This is a genomic window from Alteromonas sp. K632G (genome assembly GCF_017653625.1).
Taxonomy (GTDB): Bacteria; Pseudomonadota; Gammaproteobacteria; order Enterobacterales; family Alteromonadaceae; genus Alteromonas; species Alteromonas naphthalenivorans.
On sequence record NZ_JAGGDM010000002.1, the window covers coordinates 245560 to 264147 of the forward strand.

General features: G+C 45.4%; 17 protein-coding genes and 2 pseudogenes. 7 read left to right on the forward strand and 12 right to left on the reverse strand.

Features of this window, described 5'->3' with window-relative positions:
* Position 1: 1 nt before the first annotated feature.
* Positions 2-643 (reverse strand): orotate phosphoribosyltransferase, encoded by a 642-nt coding sequence (pyrE, locus tag J5X92_RS03790; RefSeq protein ID WP_126871521.1) that lies wholly within the window; start codon positions 641-643, stop codon positions 2-4.
* Between the two features lie 9 nt (positions 644-652).
* Complete coding sequence (gene rph / locus J5X92_RS03795) at positions 653-1366, reverse strand: ribonuclease PH (RefSeq protein WP_013786776.1); 714 nt, start codon at positions 1364-1366, stop codon at positions 653-655.
* A 287-nt stretch (positions 1367-1653) separates the two neighbouring features.
* Between rph and J5X92_RS03800 the strand changes: the two genes are divergently transcribed.
* From J5X92_RS03800 to J5X92_RS03830, 7 genes and pseudogenes are all read left to right on the forward strand, one after another.
* Complete coding sequence (locus J5X92_RS03800) at positions 1654-2517, forward strand: YicC/YloC family endoribonuclease (RefSeq protein WP_208804690.1); 864 nt, start codon at positions 1654-1656, stop codon at positions 2515-2517.
* Between the two features lie 314 nt (positions 2518-2831).
* Positions 2832-4081, forward strand: a pseudogene (locus tag J5X92_RS03805) (integrase arm-type DNA-binding domain-containing protein).
* A gap of 1 nt (position 4082) precedes the next feature.
* Entirely contained in the window at positions 4083-4421 is a 339-nt protein-coding gene (locus J5X92_RS03810; RefSeq protein WP_015485388.1) for a hypothetical protein, read from the forward strand.
* A gap of 192 nt (positions 4422-4613) precedes the next feature.
* Positions 4614-4916, forward strand: a complete 303-nt coding sequence (locus J5X92_RS03815) for a type II toxin-antitoxin system HigB family toxin (protein WP_102309607.1) — start codon at positions 4614-4616, stop codon at positions 4914-4916.
* A gap of 31 nt (positions 4917-4947) precedes the next feature.
* Complete coding sequence (locus J5X92_RS03820) at positions 4948-5319, forward strand: transcriptional regulator (protein WP_000354813.1); 372 nt, start codon at positions 4948-4950, stop codon at positions 5317-5319.
* Positions 5320-5517: 198 nt separating this feature from the next.
* Entirely contained in the window at positions 5518-5907 is a 390-nt protein-coding gene (locus J5X92_RS03825; protein WP_244360159.1) for a hypothetical protein, read from the forward strand.
* A gap of 487 nt (positions 5908-6394) precedes the next feature.
* Entirely contained in the window at positions 6395-7087 is a 693-nt protein-coding gene (locus J5X92_RS03830) for a hypothetical protein (protein WP_208804691.1), read from the forward strand.
* Between the two features lie 285 nt (positions 7088-7372).
* Here the strand turns inward: J5X92_RS03830 and J5X92_RS03835 are convergent, their stop codons facing one another.
* The 10 genes and pseudogenes from J5X92_RS03835 to J5X92_RS03880 form a co-directional block, all read right to left on the reverse strand.
* Positions 7373-7585: a hypothetical protein gene (locus tag J5X92_RS03835; protein ID WP_208804692.1), complete on the reverse strand. Its 213-nt coding sequence runs from the start codon at positions 7583-7585 to the stop codon at positions 7373-7375.
* A gap of 222 nt (positions 7586-7807) precedes the next feature.
* On the reverse strand, positions 7808-8848 hold the full coding sequence (locus J5X92_RS03840) for a macro domain-containing protein (protein WP_208804693.1): 1041 nt from the start codon (positions 8846-8848) through the stop codon (positions 7808-7810).
* Positions 8849-8861: 13 nt separating this feature from the next.
* Entirely contained in the window at positions 8862-9500 is a 639-nt protein-coding gene (locus tag J5X92_RS03845; protein ID WP_208804694.1) for a DUF4433 domain-containing protein, read from the reverse strand.
* Positions 9501-9557: 57 nt separating this feature from the next.
* A complete protein-coding gene (locus J5X92_RS03850; protein ID WP_208804695.1) occupies positions 9558-12152 on the reverse strand; it encodes a restriction endonuclease-like protein in 2595 nt (864 codons plus the stop codon).
* A gap of 85 nt (positions 12153-12237) precedes the next feature.
* Positions 12238-14154: a restriction endonuclease gene (locus J5X92_RS03855; protein ID WP_208804696.1), complete on the reverse strand. Its 1917-nt coding sequence runs from the start codon at positions 14152-14154 to the stop codon at positions 12238-12240.
* Positions 14141-15403, reverse strand: coding sequence for a DNA cytosine methyltransferase (locus tag J5X92_RS03860; RefSeq protein ID WP_208804697.1), 1263 nt, complete (start codon positions 15401-15403; stop codon positions 14141-14143). The genes J5X92_RS03855 and J5X92_RS03860 overlap by 14 nt, the downstream gene beginning before the upstream one ends.
* Complete coding sequence (locus J5X92_RS03865; RefSeq protein ID WP_208804698.1) at positions 15393-15725, reverse strand: MarR family transcriptional regulator; 333 nt, start codon at positions 15723-15725, stop codon at positions 15393-15395. Before J5X92_RS03865 ends, J5X92_RS03860 begins: the two co-directional genes overlap by 11 nt.
* 32 nt (positions 15726-15757) lie before the next feature.
* Entirely contained in the window at positions 15758-16057 is a 300-nt protein-coding gene (locus tag J5X92_RS03870; protein ID WP_208804699.1) for a hypothetical protein, read from the reverse strand.
* Positions 16058-16289: 232 nt separating this feature from the next.
* Positions 16290-18083: a DUF927 domain-containing protein gene (locus J5X92_RS03875; protein ID WP_208804701.1), complete on the reverse strand. Its 1794-nt coding sequence runs from the start codon at positions 18081-18083 to the stop codon at positions 16290-16292.
* Positions 18070-18326 (reverse strand): annotated as a pseudogene (locus J5X92_RS03880) (AlpA family transcriptional regulator). The gene J5X92_RS03875 and the pseudogene J5X92_RS03880 overlap by 14 nt, the downstream one beginning before the upstream one ends.
* Between the last annotated feature and the right edge of the window lie 262 nt (positions 18327-18588).

Consider the following 18588-nt stretch of genomic DNA (forward strand, 5'->3'; position numbering starts at 1 on the left):
CTTAAATACCATAGGTTTCACGGTATGTATTTATCGCGTTGATTTCATTAGTCATGTTGTCTTGCTCAGTTAAGTAAGTCACCACATCAGCTAACGTGACAATAGCAATTACTGTAGTACCAAAATCGCGCTCGACTTCTTGAATAGCAGATAATTTACCCTTACCGCGTTCTTGCCTGTCTAGCGCAATAAGCACACCGGATAAACTCGCGTTGTGCTGCTCTATCAAGGTCATAGACTCACGAATAGCCGTACCTGCGGTAATTACATCATCCACTAACATGATGCGACCTTCCAGCGGGCTACCTACTAAGTTGCCCCCTTCACCGTGAGTTTTCGCCTCTTTGCGATTAAAGCAATAAGGTACATCACGATGATGACTATCGGCTAAGGCTACCGCTGTCGTTGTGGCAATAGGAATACCTTTATAGGCAGGGCCGAACAATACGTCGAATTCCACTCCAGCATCTACAAGTGCATCGGCATAAAAGCGCCCCAACTTGGCTAAGTCACCGCCAGAGTTAAATAACCCTGCGTTAAAAAAGTACGGGCTTACACGGCCAGACTTTAAGGTAAACTCACCAAATTTAAGTACACCACGTTCAATGGCAAATTCAATAAAACTGCGCTGAAACGCTTTCATGGTAACTCCTTACGCCAGTGCTGCTTTTTGAATATCGAACAATTCACGCAAACCATGCTTAGCAATAGTTAGCATTTCATCAAGCTCTTCAAACGCAAATGGTTCGCCTTCTGCGGTACCTTGTACTTCAATAAGCTTACCGGTTTCTGTCATGACGATATTCATGTCTGTTTCGGCTACTGAATCTTCGGTGTACTCAAGGTCAGCAATAGGCGTACCTTTATAAATACCTACCGACAACGCCGCAATCATGTGCTTAAGAGGGTTGGCTTTCAAAATGCCTTTGCTACGCATATATGTTAACGCATCAACTAAAGCCACACAGGCACCCGTGATAGACGCAGTACGTGTACCGCCGTCAGCTTGAATAACATCACAATCAAGCGTGATCGTGTTTTCGCCTAGTAGTTTCAAATCTACTGCAGCGCGAAGCGAGCGCGCGATAAGGCGTTGAATTTCTAGCGTACGGCCACCTTGTTTACCACGAGCAGCTTCACGACCACTACGAGTATGAGTAGCACGAGGAAGCATGCTGTATTCCGCCGTGATCCAACCTTTGCCCTGGCCTTTCATGAAACGAGGCACGCCTTCTTCAACCGTGGCGTTACACAACACTTTAGTGTTGCCGAACTCCACCAGCACTGAGCCTTCAGCGTGACATGTGTACTGACGAGTAATAGTAACTGGACGAATTTGATTGGCGGTTCTGCCGCTTGGACGCATAGAGTTCTCCACGAGATGAATGCTTATAAAAGAAATAATTCTGGCAAGTAACGCACTTAATAATGGGTAAGTGTTCAGACAAGCCTAAGTTTGGGGCGTAAGTATAACGCACTAATAGCAGCTGTTAAAAACGAACTTTCGCCCTTTTAGCATATCGAACTCTTATCAATGTAGGCTACTATAGTGAATACAAGAAAACCTGCCTGATGATAATGATGACACAATGCGCGACAGCGGGTTGTTTTTGCAGGCTTTCATTTGCAAAAAGTGCAATAAAAGGACTATTTATGATTTACAGCATGACCGCATTCGCGCGGGTTGAAACGAAAAAAGAGTGGGGCTCCGCCGTATGGGAAATACGTTCTGTTAACCAGCGTTTTCTAGAAACTTATTTCCGCTTACCCGAGCAATTCCGCTCTTTAGAGCCAGTACTTCGCGAACGTTTTAGAAAAAAACTGGCCCGCGGGAAAGTAGAGTGCGCGTTACGTTTCACCGCCAACGATGCTGCTGTAACCACACTTAGCCTTAACGAAGCGTTGGCTAAACAAGTACTTCAAGCCTCCGACTGGGTACAAGCTCATGGACAATCTACCGGTGTAAACCCGCTAGACGTATTGCGCTGGCCTGGTGTGATTGCTGCCGAAGAAGCCGACATGGATACCATTCATGGCGATGTTATGGCTGCGTTCGACCAAGCACTTAACGATTTTATAAGCGCACGTGCCACCGAAGGCGAAGCGTTGAAAGGCATGATTACTCAGCGCTTAGACGCCATTGAAATAGAAGCCGAGAAAGTCACCGCCCGTATGCCTGAAATTATGGTGTGGCAGCGCGAAAAAGTACAAGCTCGCTTCGAAGAAGCAAAAATTGAGCTAGACGCAGGCCGCTTCGAACAAGAAATGATTATGCTTGCGCAAAAAGTGGATGTTGCCGAAGAGTTAGACCGATTAAACGCTCATGTAATAGAAACCCGCAACATTCTTAAAAAGGGCGGGGCAGTTGGCCGCCGTTTAGATTTTATGATGCAGGAATTTAACCGCGAGTCGAACACGCTTGGTTCAAAATCAATTAATACTGATATCACCCAATCGGCGGTTGAACTTAAGGTGCTGATTGAGCAGATGCGTGAGCAAATTCAGAATATTGAATAGTTTTTTTACCCGTCCAAGAATGTCTTAAAAGCCCTGTTATTTGCTTGAAAATACAGGCTTTTTTATTTTCCCCGTCCAAATCGGTTTGCAGATGTCCGTTACCAACTACCTGTTTAGTGGTGGGCAGAATGGTGGGCAGTCCCCTCATTTTTGCTCAATAAGCATTTTGCGGTGAGCAAATTGGTGGGCAGTAAGTTACCCAATTTTCGCATTTAACTCGCCACCACAACAGGTTAGCTGCTGATTCAATAAGCAAATCGGTGGTGGGCAGCCATTATTGCCCCCTCCATTATTTCAGCAACTATGGAGTAAACATGGGAAAACTCACAGCAAAACAGGTTATTGCATACAGCAAAGCCGACCCAAAAAAATATTCAGACGGTGAAGGGTTATACTTTTGCGTCCGCAAACAAGGCTCGCCTTACTGGATGATCCGCTACACCACAGCCAAAGGAAGACGAGAAGCAACCTTGGGGCAATTTCCTTTAATGTCGTTGGCAGACGCTCGAATTGCCGCCGCATACTTTCGAAAGGAAGTACGTGACGGCATAGATCCTCTTCTAGAAAAACAGAAAATCGAGTTACCTAACATTGAAACCGTGGATCAACTGTTCCATGACTGGTATCGAACCGATCTTAGTCGACGACTTAAGCATCCCAAGATTCCGTATCGGGTTTACACCAAAGACATAAGCCCAGTCATTGGCATTAAGTGTATTGCTGAGGTGACTGCACGTGACGTGCGGGAGGTGCTAGAGCGCATTCGAGAAAGTAACCGCCCTACCATTGCCAACGATACCTTGATGTACATGAAGCAGCTGTTTCGGCATGCGATAAAGCTCGACTTAACGCTGAACAACCCAGCCGCAGCATTTACCGTAGACGATGCCGGTGGCGTGGAGTCCAGTAAAGACAGGATGCTTAGCAAAGAGGAAATTCACTACGCCTTTAGCGTGTTTTATACCCATATCAATAGCTTTGGCCGCGACAACTACCTCGCTTGCTGCCTGTTTTTGGTATTGGGTGTACGCAAAAGCGAACTGTGCGAAGCCATGTGGCGTGAAATGGATTTAACCACAGGCGTGTGGGATCTGCCCAAAGAACGCAGCAAAACCGGCGTCCCAATCAGCATTTCCTTACCACACCAAGCCATTGCTTGGTTTAACGAGTTGCAAATCCGCGCTTGTGGCTCGCCTTATGTTTTCCCAGCCAGACGAGCAAGCCATCGTCCACATATGGGGCCAGATACGCTTAACCGTGCCATTTCTAAGCTCTTTGGTCGCGAGCCTGGGCGCAAAAAGCAGCCTCCCAATAAAATGGGCAAACTTGAACACTTCACCGTACACGATTTGCGCCGCACCTTTCGCAGCCTTGCCGCCTCTTTGGGCATTGCAGGCAACGTGGCCGAACGCTGCTTTACCATAAGCTAAAAGGCGTTGAGGGTATCTACGACCGCCACGATTACTTTGAAGAGCGCCGAATTGCCCATCAAACCGTAGCTGATGTGGTTGAACCACTGGTGAACTTTGAGCCCGCTTCACAATACCACACAGGAGGGCGTTAACATGCAATTTATGATGCGACTCGCCCCCATTACCTTTCCAATAGCCATGCTGGCAGGACTTGGCTGGTGTATTGGCATTGCCCTACTCGAACAGCCTCATGGCATAGGCTACGCACTTACTCGGCAATGCCTGATGGTATTCGTGGTACTCGCTCCTTGGCTGACGTTAAAACTCACGTTCTACGTGATTGTCGGCCTAGGACGTAAACTAGGGCTCATCCCGCCTGCACGCCCAACGTACAGCCTAGGTTATGAAGAATCGCTCTATTGGTTCAGAGTATTGGCGTTCTTCGATGGCAAACGCAGCCGCATGCCGAAAAGGCCCATCAGGCGAAACTAACAAGCCATTTGCTCACTTACCGTGGGCAGTTGGGACAATGGGGCAGCACTTGATATGCCAAGCTTTAGAGGGTGAATAAAAGGAAATTACACTGCCCCAAGGAATGGGGCAATTGGGGATGCGGTAACAACTCCTAACCGCATCAAGAATACCAAACTTGCAAAAGTCCCAAATTGGGACTAACATCTGTTTATGAGAATTATCGCATTATCAACCTTAAAAACATTTTGGGAAGACAGCCCAGAATACATTGACGCTAAAGAGCCAACTTTAGCGTGGTATAGGCATGCATTAAACGCTGATTGGGGAGCACCGGCGGATGTGAAACAGGACTTTAGAAATGCCAGCATCCTCAAAGATGGACGTGTCGTGTTTAACATTGCCGGTAATAAATACCGGTTAGTCGTTTGGATCAATTATGCCTACAAGGTGGTTTACATACGGTTTATCGGCAGCCATGCACAATACGATAAAATTGATGTGCAAACGATTTAAAGCCAAAAGGTAGTAACAAGAGGTAAATATAATGGACATCAGACCTATTAAAACAGATGCCGACTACCGCGCGGCATTAAACGACATCGAAAACCTAATGATGGCGGAGCCAGATACCATTGAAGGCGAAAAGCTGGACATTTTGGTTACGTTAGTTGAAGCCTACGAAGCAAAGCATTTTCCAATGGATTTGCCAGACCCTGTTGAGGCAATAAAGTTTGAGATGGAGCGCAAAGGCTTAACGGTTAAAGATCTTGAACCCATGATAGGTAAAAGCAATCGTGTTTATGAAATCCTAAACCATAAGCGATCACTCACGCTAAAAATGATTTGGAAACTTCATGAAGGGTTAGGTATTCCAGCAGAGTCACTGATCAAGCCACCGCAAGTTCGCGCTTCATAGCGCTGCGAATCAAAATTAGTTTGTTATGAATGACGCTCGCTACCCAAACATTTCTGCTATTGATAACAGGCTAGCTGAGCTTGAAAACGAAAAGCAGCAGCTTCTCGCATTAAGAGAGGCTTTGCGTAGCGCTCAAAACGAGCGTTCACCCGTTAGTCCTTACAGAGCGCAGAGTACATACACTCACGACTTACCGAGATGGGTATAAGCACTGTCGTACTCAAAGGCGCCATGAAAGCTGCGGAACGCAAGAACGCTGACAATCATCTACAATCGGCTCAAGTTGTCGTCGCAACAGGAAAATATGTGGGTGAAGGGTTTGACCTGCCAAGACTGGATACGTTGTTTTTGGCCATGCCAATCGCATGGAAAGGTACGTTGGCCCAATATGCCGGTCGTATTCATCGTGAATCGGAAGGCAAAACACAAGTCACTATTCACGACTATGTGGACTGCGCTCTCCCTATGCTGCAACGCATGTTTAAAAAACGCGAGAAAAGCTACAAGGCTATGGGGTACGCCCTCGAGTACTTTGAGGGTAACAGTGACAAGCAACCTTCACTAAAGCTGGAAAAGGCCTCTTCATAAAATACCAGGTCAAATTAGCAAGCTGCTCTTCGTTCAACACTTCCCCATGCCTTTACCCCCCATACGCCAAAACCACTATCCGTTTGGCTTTTGGATCGAAACGCCAAACAGGGAAATTAGTCCATTTACTGTTTGGCGTCTCGATTGAAATCCAACGCTGGTAGGCCTTGCCATTACTGGCTCAAAGCAAGGTTTGGCACTTTTTGTACCCTAAACCAACCTCGGCATCAAAGTACAAACCGTTTGGTTTTTTAAACCCAGAATGCAAACGATCGTTTGGCGTCTCGATTTTTTGCACTAGCCAAATGCCGCCAAACAGCGCCGTATTGGACGATATATTTCAAACAGTTAGCCGCGCACAGGTGATCATAAAAAACCGATTAGACTGGTTAGTTTGATGGCCATTTCTTTCATCTAATTCACCACCGCGTCTGCATCCGACAACTGAAAATAGACGGCATGAAAAACCAATAAGGTGATAAGTGACGTGTTATGGGCAAGTGCTAACGATTGGGATAGAGAATGGATACAGCAGGTGGTCGCGTTACTGGTTGGGCATGGCGCGTTTACCCTCTACCCAGCATTAAGCCAGTGCGATAATGCAGCCGAACGCTTAACCCGCTGGCTGACCTATCAGTTACCGCGCGTTAAACAAGCGCACCCTGGCTGCCCGATTCACCAATGGCTGAACAGCATTGGCGCACAAGTGATCGTAGAAAAATGGCAAAGCCCCGAGCAATGGCCAAACCTGTATTGGCTACCTTTACCTGAGGTTGATGGCCATGCCCAAGGCGGACTAGTTTTGTTACCGGCACATTTATTACCGGTATATGGGGATTGCACAAGCCAAACCAGAACATTGCAAGCAAACACACCGGCCAACGCCTGTATTTTTTGGTGCATCACGCCTTTATCTAAAACGGGAAAGCGCGCTACCTTGCACCCCAAACAGCAAAACCGCGCTTTTTGCCTGCCCAGTTCGCCGGAGCAAATGGGTAAATCGTGCACAGGTTTATTACTGAGAGGTTTGAAAAAAGAGCGCCAAAAACGAAACGCCAACGTGATCAGCCACCAGATCAACCTAGCGCTGCTGCACCACCTTTGTGGACCGGAGAATGATGTGTGGATTACGAACAAATGCTTTGTTAACGACGAGAAGGAAACTCAACAACAAGGCTAAATAGCTTGATATTTGTTATGATGAAAACCACAATTTCACTCAAGCTCTTTAAAGCTGGTTGAGCCTTTACCTAGTGTTTTGGCTCGTGGCTGCGCCTCAGTCGCCGTTAAGACTGGGGCCTATATCTTACAAACTACTCGAAATCACAAGCCCCAGAAACGAGTAACCCCTCGCAGGGCGCTGATCTAACGGGTAGCGGGAGGGGTGTTGTTGGTGCAATTTTAATATCAAAAGCGCCAAATAGCTCGATATTATTTGATGTCGCTTTTTAATTGGCAGTATGTATCAGACTGTTTTAAGCTCCTGCTTTTTAGAGGCATTCATGGCAAGCTTATTAAAACGAGCTTCATCTGCACCTGCCTGTTCACTATTACAGTAATCACACATTGAATACTGGCTTTCAATTTGGCCTTGTTGCCCCAAATGCTCAACCGTAATCTTTTCAGTATGCAGGATGAGTTGGCCCATCTCGCAAATTGAACAGGTTCGAGTATTCATAACAAATCATCCCCACTGCTTTGACTAACAGCTAGAAAACGAAAACCACTCTGAATCACGTGTTGCTACCGACATTCATGTCGGTAGCAACACCCTAAGGCTCACAGCCAAAAAACAAACTCGAACTGTCGGAGTACTGTTTTTAAAATTGACGGGGAAAAGGATCCAGACAAAGTAAAAATAAACTATCTGGAATTTCCGAATAGTTACGTTATTTATTAACTATGCAGTTATCCAGCTTTGATCTGTTAACACCTGCTCTGCAATAGCAATTTGCCTTGCAGTAAACATTTGTTTGCGTGCATTCCATGAGTGTACCTTTTGTACAAGTTCTTCGGTGCTTTGTACTGGCTCATGTTTACTTAACCAATGCACCGTTGCCAAGAGTTCTAAGCCTTGTGGGGACTCAAAACCTTCGACTAACTGCGACACTTTCTCAAATCGTGTTCGAGTGTCAGGGTGTTGAGTAAGAAACTCCTGCGCATCTTCTTTAGCACTGGGCACTAGCCGTAACTCTTTTTCAGGTGCATCTCCACCATCGGCATAACCAGAGATAAAGTGCCCCTCAATCGCATTGAGCACATGCCGCAAATTTTGTGCATAAGGGCCATAATGCGCTTTTTCGTATTTTAATCTTAATGGCTCACCTGCTTCTTGCATAAAATACAAAAGCTTATGAACTTCAAGTAACGAAACGGTTGGGTCAAGCAAACCTCTTAAATAGCGTTGCACTAACTCAATTAATACAGCCCTACCAGCCGTCATGTTAGGCACTGCTTTATGTTTTGCTATTTTGTCGTTTTGAGGTGCACCTAGAGGCTCGTAGAGAAAAACATCCACATCACGCAAAGGCTTCATTGCCTCTTCAATTTTTTCACGCACAATTGCCCAATCTAAGCCACCTAAACCAGCACCTAGCGGTGGAATAGCAACAGATTTTATTCCAAGCCGTTGAATATCATGAACCAGCGCTACAAGGCCAGATTCAATATCTTCAATACGACTTGCAGCACGCCAGTGGCGTTTTGTCGGGAAATTAATAATATAACGAGGATTGGCTAATTGACCCGTTTCAAAAATAAACATTCTACCTGGCTGTACGTCTTTGTTTTTACAAGCAAGAGCATAAGCATTGAAATTGTTTGGCCACGCCTTTTTAAATTGTAGTGCTATGCCACGCCCCATCACGCCAACACAATTAACAGTATTAATTATCGCTTCTGCATCAGCGCGTAAAATATCACCATGTGTCATTCTAATCATATCTACGGCCTCCTCAGTAATACCAGTTAGAATTTATTGTTAGTGTGGGCTTAAATGCTGCTGTTCGCAAGATGTTTGCAACTTGCTGATAAATAGCGGGGGATTTTACCACAATAGCTTCTATCAAGTGCCAAGGAAAACTGTGTTCCATCAAAAACTCAGCTTGTTTTCCCTCTTTGCAATTTTGCCATTGCGTTGCAGCAATTGCCTGCCAATCCAGCTCATTCAACTGCGCTAAATCATTTTTATCTTCAAAAAAACGTGAGCCCGCATTCGATAAAGTAAATGCCCAACGGTGATTTTGCTGCCGTGCCCATTGAACACTTGCATTTAAATCGGCTTGTAAATGAATGATTGGCTCTTGCCCGCCTTTATATGCTAACTCCTCACTATCAGCTCTATGAATTACATACAGCATGATGGAACGAGGACAAAAATAAAATGGCACACATTGTCCAACAAACAAATCCGGATAACTGCTCAAGGTTAACTCTGTTAAACGGCGCTGCTTGATGGTATTCATTCCTATCGTTGTGCCTATGGCATTTTGTGCAATGATTTGGGCATCACATAACAATCCTTGAGATGCCAAAATAGAAACGAGCCTGTCTACATGAACAATATGATAAATTTTAGGTTGAGCTGGTACCATATCTACTTTACCAATACTATTAAATGAACAAAGTCATATTTAAAAACCCATACCCACTCATGCCAAAGCCTCTAGGTAAACTGCTTTGGCTTGATTTAAGTACTCTGCTCGTTCTAATTGCTCCATTGTAGTGATTTTTATCGAATGCCTAAATGTACCATTAGGCTGGAAAACAACCGGAGCTTTTAATGAAAAAGGTTTACCCAGTTCAAACAATATATAAGGCTCATCAGAGTCGCTTTCATATCCTGTGATGGATAATTCGATTTCTCGTCTCTTTACATATTGAATATCTCTAATTGGCCAGACCAGTCTAATATCGTGGATCACTTGATAATTTGGAATCAAGGCTAAGTATCTAATCTCATTGACAACATGGGATTTAAAATTTAATTCAAATGTCGAAACTGGAAGGTGATAAAAGTGTAATTCCTCATTTTTAAACTTCTCAAAGCAATCTATGAATCTGTCATTATATTTGCCCAATGCCACTGTCATCGTCAAATCAGGGTACAGTACTTGGCGCATGCCGTAATACGGTATGCGTGCTGCTTCTTGTACGTAGAGCCTTTCCGCCATGCCAGCCACAGGATACATGGCTTCATTGTTTTGCCCTATTTGTGCATTTGGCGCAGTGCCAATTTGCGCTTGCAAAAACGCTAGCAACCATTGATGGCCGGAATAACTGCTCTTAGTCTGGGTTGATTCAGTTTGACTAAGTTCGTTTTGGCTAGGTCCATTTTGACTAGGTAAGAGGGCAAATGCGCCAATACCCACTTCTTCTATCGCGGCTGCGTAGGGGTTGGGGGTTGTGGCTTGATCAAAAAAACCTGGGTATAAAGCAAAGGCACCAAAAACAGGACGGCTTTTCTTAGGAGATTGGGCAGCGTTTCCACTTGATGATTCAGGTCCGTGAGGCTCTGATAGACGAATCAAGGCATCCCGATAACGATGCATTTGGTTGATAGCATCGTCTGGTACGTAATCCTTACTTTCGATATCTTCATTACTGTCATCAAAGCGATTTTTCTCAGTTTTAATACGGTACTTGGCATCAAATAGCCAAATAAACTGCTTTTCTTCTGATGAGTCTGCTTTCGTTGAACCAGCGCTTTTAGGCAGTGTCACTTCCAACACAATATCCGGCTTTTGGTTAACCAAATAAGACCGAATTACACCGTCTTTATTGAATACAGGCTCGTGTGCTAGCCTTGCAGTGACACCATCGCTACGTTTAAAACGAAACGCGCCTTTCAAGCCATCTTCTTTAAAGCTGTACTCAAAAAAATCATTTTGTTTTAACTCTGCCGCACCATTTTCAACCAATTCAAAGCCGAGGTTCTGCTCTAAAATCTGTTTCAAACACAAAAAGCACCACACTTCGTAAATCTCGGCCACTGATTTCATTGAAATGCTCGACTGATTGCCAAACACATCTAAATAAAATTTCAGCTCCTGCCAAATACGATACACCGCGCTATAACCTGTTTTTTGCTGAAGCACTAACGACTCACGGCTTAACCCTGTGTAGGCGCCAACCTCTTTTAAAAAACTTTGGCCTAACACTTTTTGTAGTGGCTGCTGCCAACTATGCACTTCATCAATGAAGAATTCTGATAAACGTGGCCGCTCTAGTGCTTGGTTACTTTGCCTAAGCTTTTGTTCAAACTCCGCTAATTGCCGCTTGCTTTGACTCACCGCCATTTTGATAAAGCGGTTTTCTGGGGTATCCACACTCAGTTGCTTTTTTTCGACCGCGTAGCGCTTATCGTACTGGCCATTCGCAAAGTCTTGCTTAACTTGCTCGGCTAACTTATGGGGCAAACGGCCTTTTAACTTGGCCGCTTTGATGTTGGCCACTGTAGGTTGCAAACGGCTATGCGGTGCAGCACAAATCACTTTTAAGCCTTGCTCAAAGCGCTTTCTTAGCTCTTTAAAGCTTTCAAGCCACATTAGAGGAAAGTGAACCCGCTTTTTGCTTCGTGCAACAGTTTGGTCAGTTTTTTCTACCAAACTAAAACGCCAATGAGGAAATACAGCATCAATGGCTTGGTACATGGCGGGTAAGTCTTGGTGCAGTGCCATTTTGGTTGGCAGCACTTCAAAGGCAATATGCTGAGTCTGTGTTTTACCACTGTGCTCAAAGGTAAGTGGCAAGCGTAACCAGCCCACATCATTGCCGGTATTAATGGTGCCGGTTAAACGTGCGGGCACCACGCCCCTTGCGGTTTTTACTTCGGGAGCAAAACGAAATGCCTCATTCACGTTTTGGCTTCGGTGAGTTAGCCGCGCATGAGTTACTTCACTAAAAAAGACCCACTCAAACTGGTACTGAGTATTCTCAAAAAACAGCGGGGAATTTAATGTCAGCTCAGCGTGTTTCGCTAAGCCATTGGCAACAAGTTCATGTTCGGCTAAGTCACTTTCATCTAACCCACTTTTTACCAGATCATCTGCAACTAGCCCTTGCGGTTCAATCGCATTGCTCAGCTGCGCTGCTGGCGCAAAGCGCAATTCATAGCTAGGTTGCGTATGATTAGCGCTCACCCTATGTGCCATTGTATTCTGGTACACGCTCAACCGCTGGCTAATATCATTCGCCCAGACTGAAAACTCAAAGTCAGGGGTTTGTAATCGTATTAACTCTGGCATTCCCTACCACTCCTTACACCATCACTGTACGGGTTCTGCTTATAGGTTGCATTCATTGCAAAAAGCATCAAACAACACCAACCCATTAAGGCCAGAAACTGGTAAAGGTGGCACTGGCTAATCGCCCGCTCATCCACTGCAACTTCGCTTTTGAACGGCAAGGTATACGAAGTACTTTTTCCTCATCAGTAGCACCGTCGGCCACGATTTTCTCACGATACAAGTCAGGGCGTTGATTGGTTTCGTCCGTTTCAGAAGCTAACCAAATAGGGGCTAACTGGTCTGCCAACACAGTATTAAGTTCAACCAACAAAGCCTTACCATCAGATGTAGTTAGTTTGTCGGTATCGCCTTCGATACGCGGCAGAACCTTACACATCATAAAGTCGTCCCATACAGCTTTTAGAGTCAGGGCATCTTGTGGTTGGCTGCTAGCCACCGCAAGTAGCAGTTCATTGAGCGCACGAAATGCCAATTCAAACGGTGTATTTTTTAGCACGGCATTAACGGCCGATAAAAACGCAACGGTTTTGGTACCATCAGCATCAAAAGTATCAGCTAAATCCGCTTTGCTGGCGTTTGACCAAATAGGATAGCTAAGGCGTTTATTGCAGCTGGTTGGGTTGAAAAAGTCGTTATAATCGTTAGGGAAAAACGCACCAAAATCAAAGCTCAGGGCACGGTCAATCACTTTGCGTGAAAAACCATGGGTGGTTTCATCCATATTCACTGTACCTGCAACCAACAGGTTAAACGGAATACCTAAACCATATTGGCAAATATGTGCCCACAGCTCATCGTATTGCGCGTCATCAAAACCTAGCGCTTCGCGTAGCTTTTCTTTGTCCGCAATTTCTTTAATGGTGGCGGGTTTTAATAGCGCATCACAGCTGTAGATAAAGCTTTCACCTGTCCAACGCCATTCGCGGGTTTCCAGTACCGATAAATAATCAGCAAAATATTGCTCTACTGGGGCAAGGTTCATTTCATCCAAACACAGCCAATAAGGCAGCACCTTATCTAACTCATCACGCTCACCTGCCACAACTAAACGCTCGCCTTGATCTTCGCTCTCTTGCACCTTAACGGTTAAGCCGCTATCAGCAATGGCACGCCAAGCTTTGGCGATAAACTGCAATACATCAGTAGTGATGTATTCCGCAGCGCCATTTAGGCGTGAAATATAACCAAGCAAATCGCTCGGCTCATGCCAGTCGGGGCGCACCGAGGTTAAACAATAAGTTTCAGCAAACTGCTTTGATGTTTTTGCTTGCTCACGCACAAAGCGGGTTTTACCTGTGCCAGAGATACCTGCGAGAAGGAGGAAAGGTTTGGATAAAGTTGAGCATCCCCAACTTTTATTACTCAAAAGAGTTTCCGTTGATTTTTGCACTTTAGGTGTGAATATGGGCTTAAATGAGTTTTTTAGTGCTGGGTTTTCAGACAGTTGCTTTGCTATTTCAGCTACTGCACTTTGCGTTTCTGCCAACAAATTGCCAGCCTGCAATAATGGGGATACGTAGTAATCATTGCGATCTATTGTTTTACCTCCTCCCCAACTTTTGTAATCCGATACGAATGATAAAAAGCACTCAAGATCATCATTTGTATAACCCTTTGAGCTGAAATAATTTTCAATCTTGCTTTTTTCTTGCTCGGAAACTCCATCTCTTAGAGCGACGGCAGCTTGTTGAAGATCTGTATCCTTATATATATCTTTAAAAATATTTTTTTGTTGTGATAGACCATCTAAGTAATTAGAAAGCTCTGCAGCAATATAGAACCAAAAGTTAGTGATAAAAATAGCTTTACCAGTTGATGTTGTAATTTTGGTAGAAAACTCAGCAAATTCAACTTTAGAATAACCATTTGCCTTATTCTCATTTAGATAAAGCTCATATTCATTCTTGAATTTTTCTGTTAGCTTAACATCAGTAAAGTTGACTCCTTCAACTGAGCTTCTGATTTCTCTAAACTTCTCACTTAAATCAATTAATGCCATCTAATATATTCCTGATTTTTTTAGCTAATCCATCAATTACATTAACAGTAACGCTATTTCCGAATTGTTTATAAGCCTGTACTTTTGAAGTGCTTGGTTCAAATTCATCTGGAAAACCTTGCAATCGTGCAGCTTCTCTTGGGCTAATCTTCCGAGGGTTTTTTCCAACCTGAGCAATCAATACTTCGCTACCATCTTTGTAATATCTTGCAGAGATAGTATTGGTGTAAGGGGATTCTTCTGTAACTAAACCAAAACCAAAGCCTTTGCCATTTTTTTTGTTTTCGATTTTTCTACGTTGATGGCCTTCCCATAATCTATCAGAAATAGTTAATTTAGGATCTGGGTTTTCCTCAAGCTTATCACCAACTTTAACTTCAATGCCTAGTGGTTTTGGGTACTCAAAACTTTTAACTTCGCCATCACGCCATAAAACGATGTATATGCGCTGTCTATTCTGCGGTATTCCAAAGTCCACTGATTTCAGAACCATTTCTTTGGCTAAGGCTTGAATTTCCTTTGTAGAACCATGCTCAATAACGCTTTTAGGAATATTACAGCTATATCCCATTTTGGTTAGCGTTTTTAAAATAACCTTGAGCGTATAGCCTTTATCATGGCTAATTAAACCTTTCACATTTTCAAGCAACGCAAACTTAGGCTTTTTCGTTTCTAGAATATTGGCTATGTCATGAAATAGAGTACCTCGGGTATCTTCAATCCCTAGTTTAAGGCCCGCATGCGAAAATGGTTGGCATGGGAAGCCAGCCAAAAGAACGTCATGATCAGGGATTTCATTCGCGGGGATCTTTGTAATATCGCCAAATGGAATCTCGCCATGATTATTTTTGTAGGTTTGCTGGGCATGCTTATCAAATTCGGAAGAAAATACACAAACACCGCCATTTTGTTGAAAACCGAGTCGAACTCCACCGATCCCTGCGAATAAGTCGATAAAACGAAACTTAGCATCAAAGTCAGGTTTTAGCTTTAAAGCACCAAACACATCATTAAAGAACGCGTTACGCGTTGTGTATAAACTATTTTGCTGTAGCAGGCTGATTACACTCTCTTTGAGCTGTTCTGGCTTGCTGATATCTGGCTTGCAGTAAAACTGGCTATCAGTCGCAATGGCGTGTAACCATTGGTCAATTACCGCTTCAACGTCACTGTCTTGTGGCACATGCTCAAGTGCTACGGGCTTAATAATTTCTTCTGCTTTCAGAAGGACGTTGGTTTTATTGTTCATTATTAACTACTACTAAAAATTCTTGATGGGTGACGGTAGGGCGAAGCATGTTTTTAGTACTTTGCATTTCAACTAAGTTGTACTTGCCCAATGTTTTTAATGTTCTCGACACATTACTGACCGCTCGGCCCGTAAGCGTGGCCAGCTCAGTGACCGATTGCGGCTGTTGCTCGGCGATTACTTTTAACAACTGCTGGTTTTCTTTCGACAGCACATTGGCCACCGATTTCAGCGAGTCGAACCAGATATCAACGGGGTAATCGGGGTCGGGCGTTTGCCCTTTAATCCCAATCACGCAGCGCGATTGTTTGAGGTTTTCCATATTTCTCTACTGACTAAAATTGAAGATGAAACCTAAGAATGGAAATAAGCGATCAAGTCTTTAACGTCACCGGATCTAAAAATATCGTTCTTGGATGTGTCGCTATAAATTTCAGGGTTTTCATCATCCCCTTCGTTGATGGCGCAGCTTATGGCATATCTTGGTAAGTCATCACGCTCTCGATACTCAACATTTTGGTGCTCAACCCAAAGCAGATAGTACTCACCATCCTGACGAAAGTAGAACGACGCGCAAGCATCGTTTGGCGATGTATTGTTAACCAGCGTTACTGGTATATCGTGAGAATTAAACCCAAATTTAAGCTCTTCCATTACACGGCCCTTGATAACTGTGCATTTATACATGCCCGACATCTTATCATCTACTGATTAGATCACAAGATTATTTTCCATCATTCAGCGCAATGGCGATCACCAATCACAGCAAGTACACAACCAGTACACTAGCGGTCTTGTCTGCCTTAACCTTTAAACCTCGTCCAGCCCTTGTGTTGACTGGCGGTGCACTGCAAGGCGACAAGCCTACATAGGATTCATCGCCTTTTTAGTCATCCAAGATGCTGCCTTTAACACAGTACATGCGTGGGCGGGTGTTGTCGGGCAGGCTGACTTTGCGCTGTGGGCGGTTGCCATCGGGGATTAGGTAGCCTGCGGCCATCAGTGCTTTGGCGGCGCGATCTGGGCTTAGGCCTTCGGTGGCTTCACGCCAGCCAGTTGGGTAAAACAGGTAAAGGGTTTGTGGGCCGCTGGTGTTATGTTCAGGATGAACGGTATGCCGCGAGCGCATGGATGCGCAGGAGCGGCCAAGCCAACCTGCACGCTGGCGTACTTGACTGCTGTAACCGATTTGTTTAGGTGTAAAACGGCTTTCACCATGCTGTTCAATAAAGCTACGCACTTGGCGAATCGCTTGTTGGTCTTCATTGGCGGCCACACCACCGCGGGCGAGTATCCATTGGTTAAGCTGGCTTAAACAGGCTGCCTCGACACTTTGGGTTGGCCAATCGAGTACTTTGGCTTGAATGGCTAACAACCCAGCGCTGGCCAGTAAGGCAAACTTTTCGGCGACCCGGCGCACTTGGCCGTCAGCCTCGGTTGGTAAGCTAGCTAAAAAACGTTGGCGTACGTTTTGAAAAACGGGTCGCACCTGCGCGCTGTGCTGCGTTAAATACCGTAACCAGTCCAAGGCCAAGCAGCCGTAATGTTGGCGACTTTGCTGTTTTAGGTGATCGGCTAAATCGGCGGCGTTCATACCATGACTCTGGTTAAACACGCCCATTTGCGCACCAGCATCGGCACTGAGATCAATCACTCGCACTTGCTGGCCAGCTTTTACGCGCTTGCCGATACTGGCAAGATGGCTTTCAAGCGTCACTTCGCCAGTGGATAAAAACACCAAGCGCCAACGGGCGGGTAAGCGCATTTCACCGTATTTGCCTGCACGGGTTTTACCTTGGCCATTGGCAAGCATGTAAGCGACATCACCTGCCTCTTTTGGGTCAACTTCGCCCATTTCATCGAGCGCCAGCAAGGCATCGTTATGCGCTAATGCAGTGCCTTCTAAACCGTTGGCCGTGGCACGCCAACTGTGGCGCAGCTGATTAGGTTCGCCCCACACCGATAATGCCGGATACAGCGCTGCGGTTTTACCAGTACTGCTGGCACCGTAGAGGTGTAAACCAAAACCATCCACCCCGCACAAATGCAACAAAGGCGCAGCCAGTGCAGCGCAGACACCAACAATTAATAGCGGGTTATCCAGACAATCACTGCCAACGTGCTGCCGCCAACTGTCGCTACTACCTTGTTGAATAAAGCCTTCTATCGGGTGCATGGTTTGCAGCACCATACGCGGGTTGTTACTGTGTTCGCTTGGGTAAAAGGTGAGGCGCGGATGCACATAAGCGTGGTGATGCCAGCCAATGCAGTTCACGCTGATGGCCTTTTGCGTGGCCAGTTCGCCCATTTGTTGAATAAATAGCGAGAGCAACTGCCGCGCTTTGACACTGTTGCTCAGCCGCATGCCTCGGCTGAGTAGGATTCGGCGGTACTCGCTGCCGTCTCCGGCCAATAGTTCTGCTGGCATGGCCCAGTAGCGATGGCGATTGTCATCGTCTAACCAGTGCAATAAATAGCCGTAGTTGTCCCCTTGCGGATCGCGAGTACGAGCAGCTACTTGCAGCCAAGAACAGATTTTAACTGGGCTATCTTGCCCTGCTGGTTGCATCACCAGCCAGTTTTGCGCGTTATAGGCAAAACCAGCCGGTAATGTTGGCATGTTGTTATTCACCTCATTGGCAGGTAACGGGGTTGATGCTGATGGTTTATCCACGGCCACAAGCAGCACCGATACGGCGAGTTTCAATCCACTGGTCGATATCGCTTTCTAACCAGCCCACGGCACGCGCACCAATACGAATGGATCGCGGAAATTCACCGTTGGCCCCTCTCTGTATATAAAAAGGGCATAAATGGTGCTGCGGCCAAAGCCCGTTTTGGCCTTTACCTCGGGCAAGCGCAAAATCCGCTGCTGACGCGCTGGGTGTGTTGATGTGGTGGATGATTGTGTCGTTGGGTTCATCGTTTGCTTCCTCACTGATCTGTTAAGTTCAGTTAGGAGTTTGCCCCGCTATTATCAAAGAGTTAAACGGACGCAGTAGGCAGATAAATGCCCAGATCGTGCAGCTTTCTGAGGGTACAAGTAGCTACTTGCCCCAGTTTGTAGATAGTGCCCCAAATAATAATTGTTCTGTGGGCAGGGTTGGTGCGTGGCTAAGTGGCGTGAACTAAGGCTTTGCCCAAACTGCCCCAAAAGCCCAAGGGATGAGCGAAGTGTTAAAACA

Coding starts and splice junctions, on each gene's coding strand:
- pyrE (WP_126871521.1), bottom strand. CDS start 643: ATGAAAGCGTTTCAGCGCAGTTTTATTGAATTTGCCATTGAACGTGGT.
- rph (WP_013786776.1), bottom strand. CDS start 1,366: ATGCGTCCAAGCGGCAGAACCGCCAATCAAATTCGTCCAGTTACTATT.
- J5X92_RS03800 (WP_208804690.1), top strand. CDS start 1,654: ATGATTTACAGCATGACCGCATTCGCGCGGGTTGAAACGAAAAAAGAG.
- J5X92_RS03810 (WP_015485388.1), top strand. CDS start 4,083: ATGCAATTTATGATGCGACTCGCCCCCATTACCTTTCCAATAGCCATG.
- J5X92_RS03815 (WP_102309607.1), top strand. CDS start 4,614: ATGAGAATTATCGCATTATCAACCTTAAAAACATTTTGGGAAGACAGC.
- J5X92_RS03820 (WP_000354813.1), top strand. CDS start 4,948: ATGGACATCAGACCTATTAAAACAGATGCCGACTACCGCGCGGCATTA.
- J5X92_RS03825 (WP_244360159.1), top strand. CDS start 5,518: ATGGGTATAAGCACTGTCGTACTCAAAGGCGCCATGAAAGCTGCGGAA.
- J5X92_RS03835 (WP_208804692.1), bottom strand. CDS start 7,585: ATGAATACTCGAACCTGTTCAATTTGCGAGATGGGCCAACTCATCCTG.
- J5X92_RS03840 (WP_208804693.1), bottom strand. CDS start 8,848: ATGATTAGAATGACACATGGTGATATTTTACGCGCTGATGCAGAAGCG.
- J5X92_RS03845 (WP_208804694.1), bottom strand. CDS start 9,500: ATGGTACCAGCTCAACCTAAAATTTATCATATTGTTCATGTAGACAGG.
- J5X92_RS03850 (WP_208804695.1), bottom strand. CDS start 12,152: ATGCCAGAGTTAATACGATTACAAACCCCTGACTTTGAGTTTTCAGTC.
- J5X92_RS03855 (WP_208804696.1), bottom strand. CDS start 14,154: ATGGCATTAATTGATTTAAGTGAGAAGTTTAGAGAAATCAGAAGCTCA.
- J5X92_RS03860 (WP_208804697.1), bottom strand. CDS start 15,403: ATGAACAATAAAACCAACGTCCTTCTGAAAGCAGAAGAAATTATTAAG.
- J5X92_RS03865 (WP_208804698.1), bottom strand. CDS start 15,725: ATGGAAAACCTCAAACAATCGCGCTGCGTGATTGGGATTAAAGGGCAA.
- J5X92_RS03870 (WP_208804699.1), bottom strand. CDS start 16,057: ATGGAAGAGCTTAAATTTGGGTTTAATTCTCACGATATACCAGTAACG.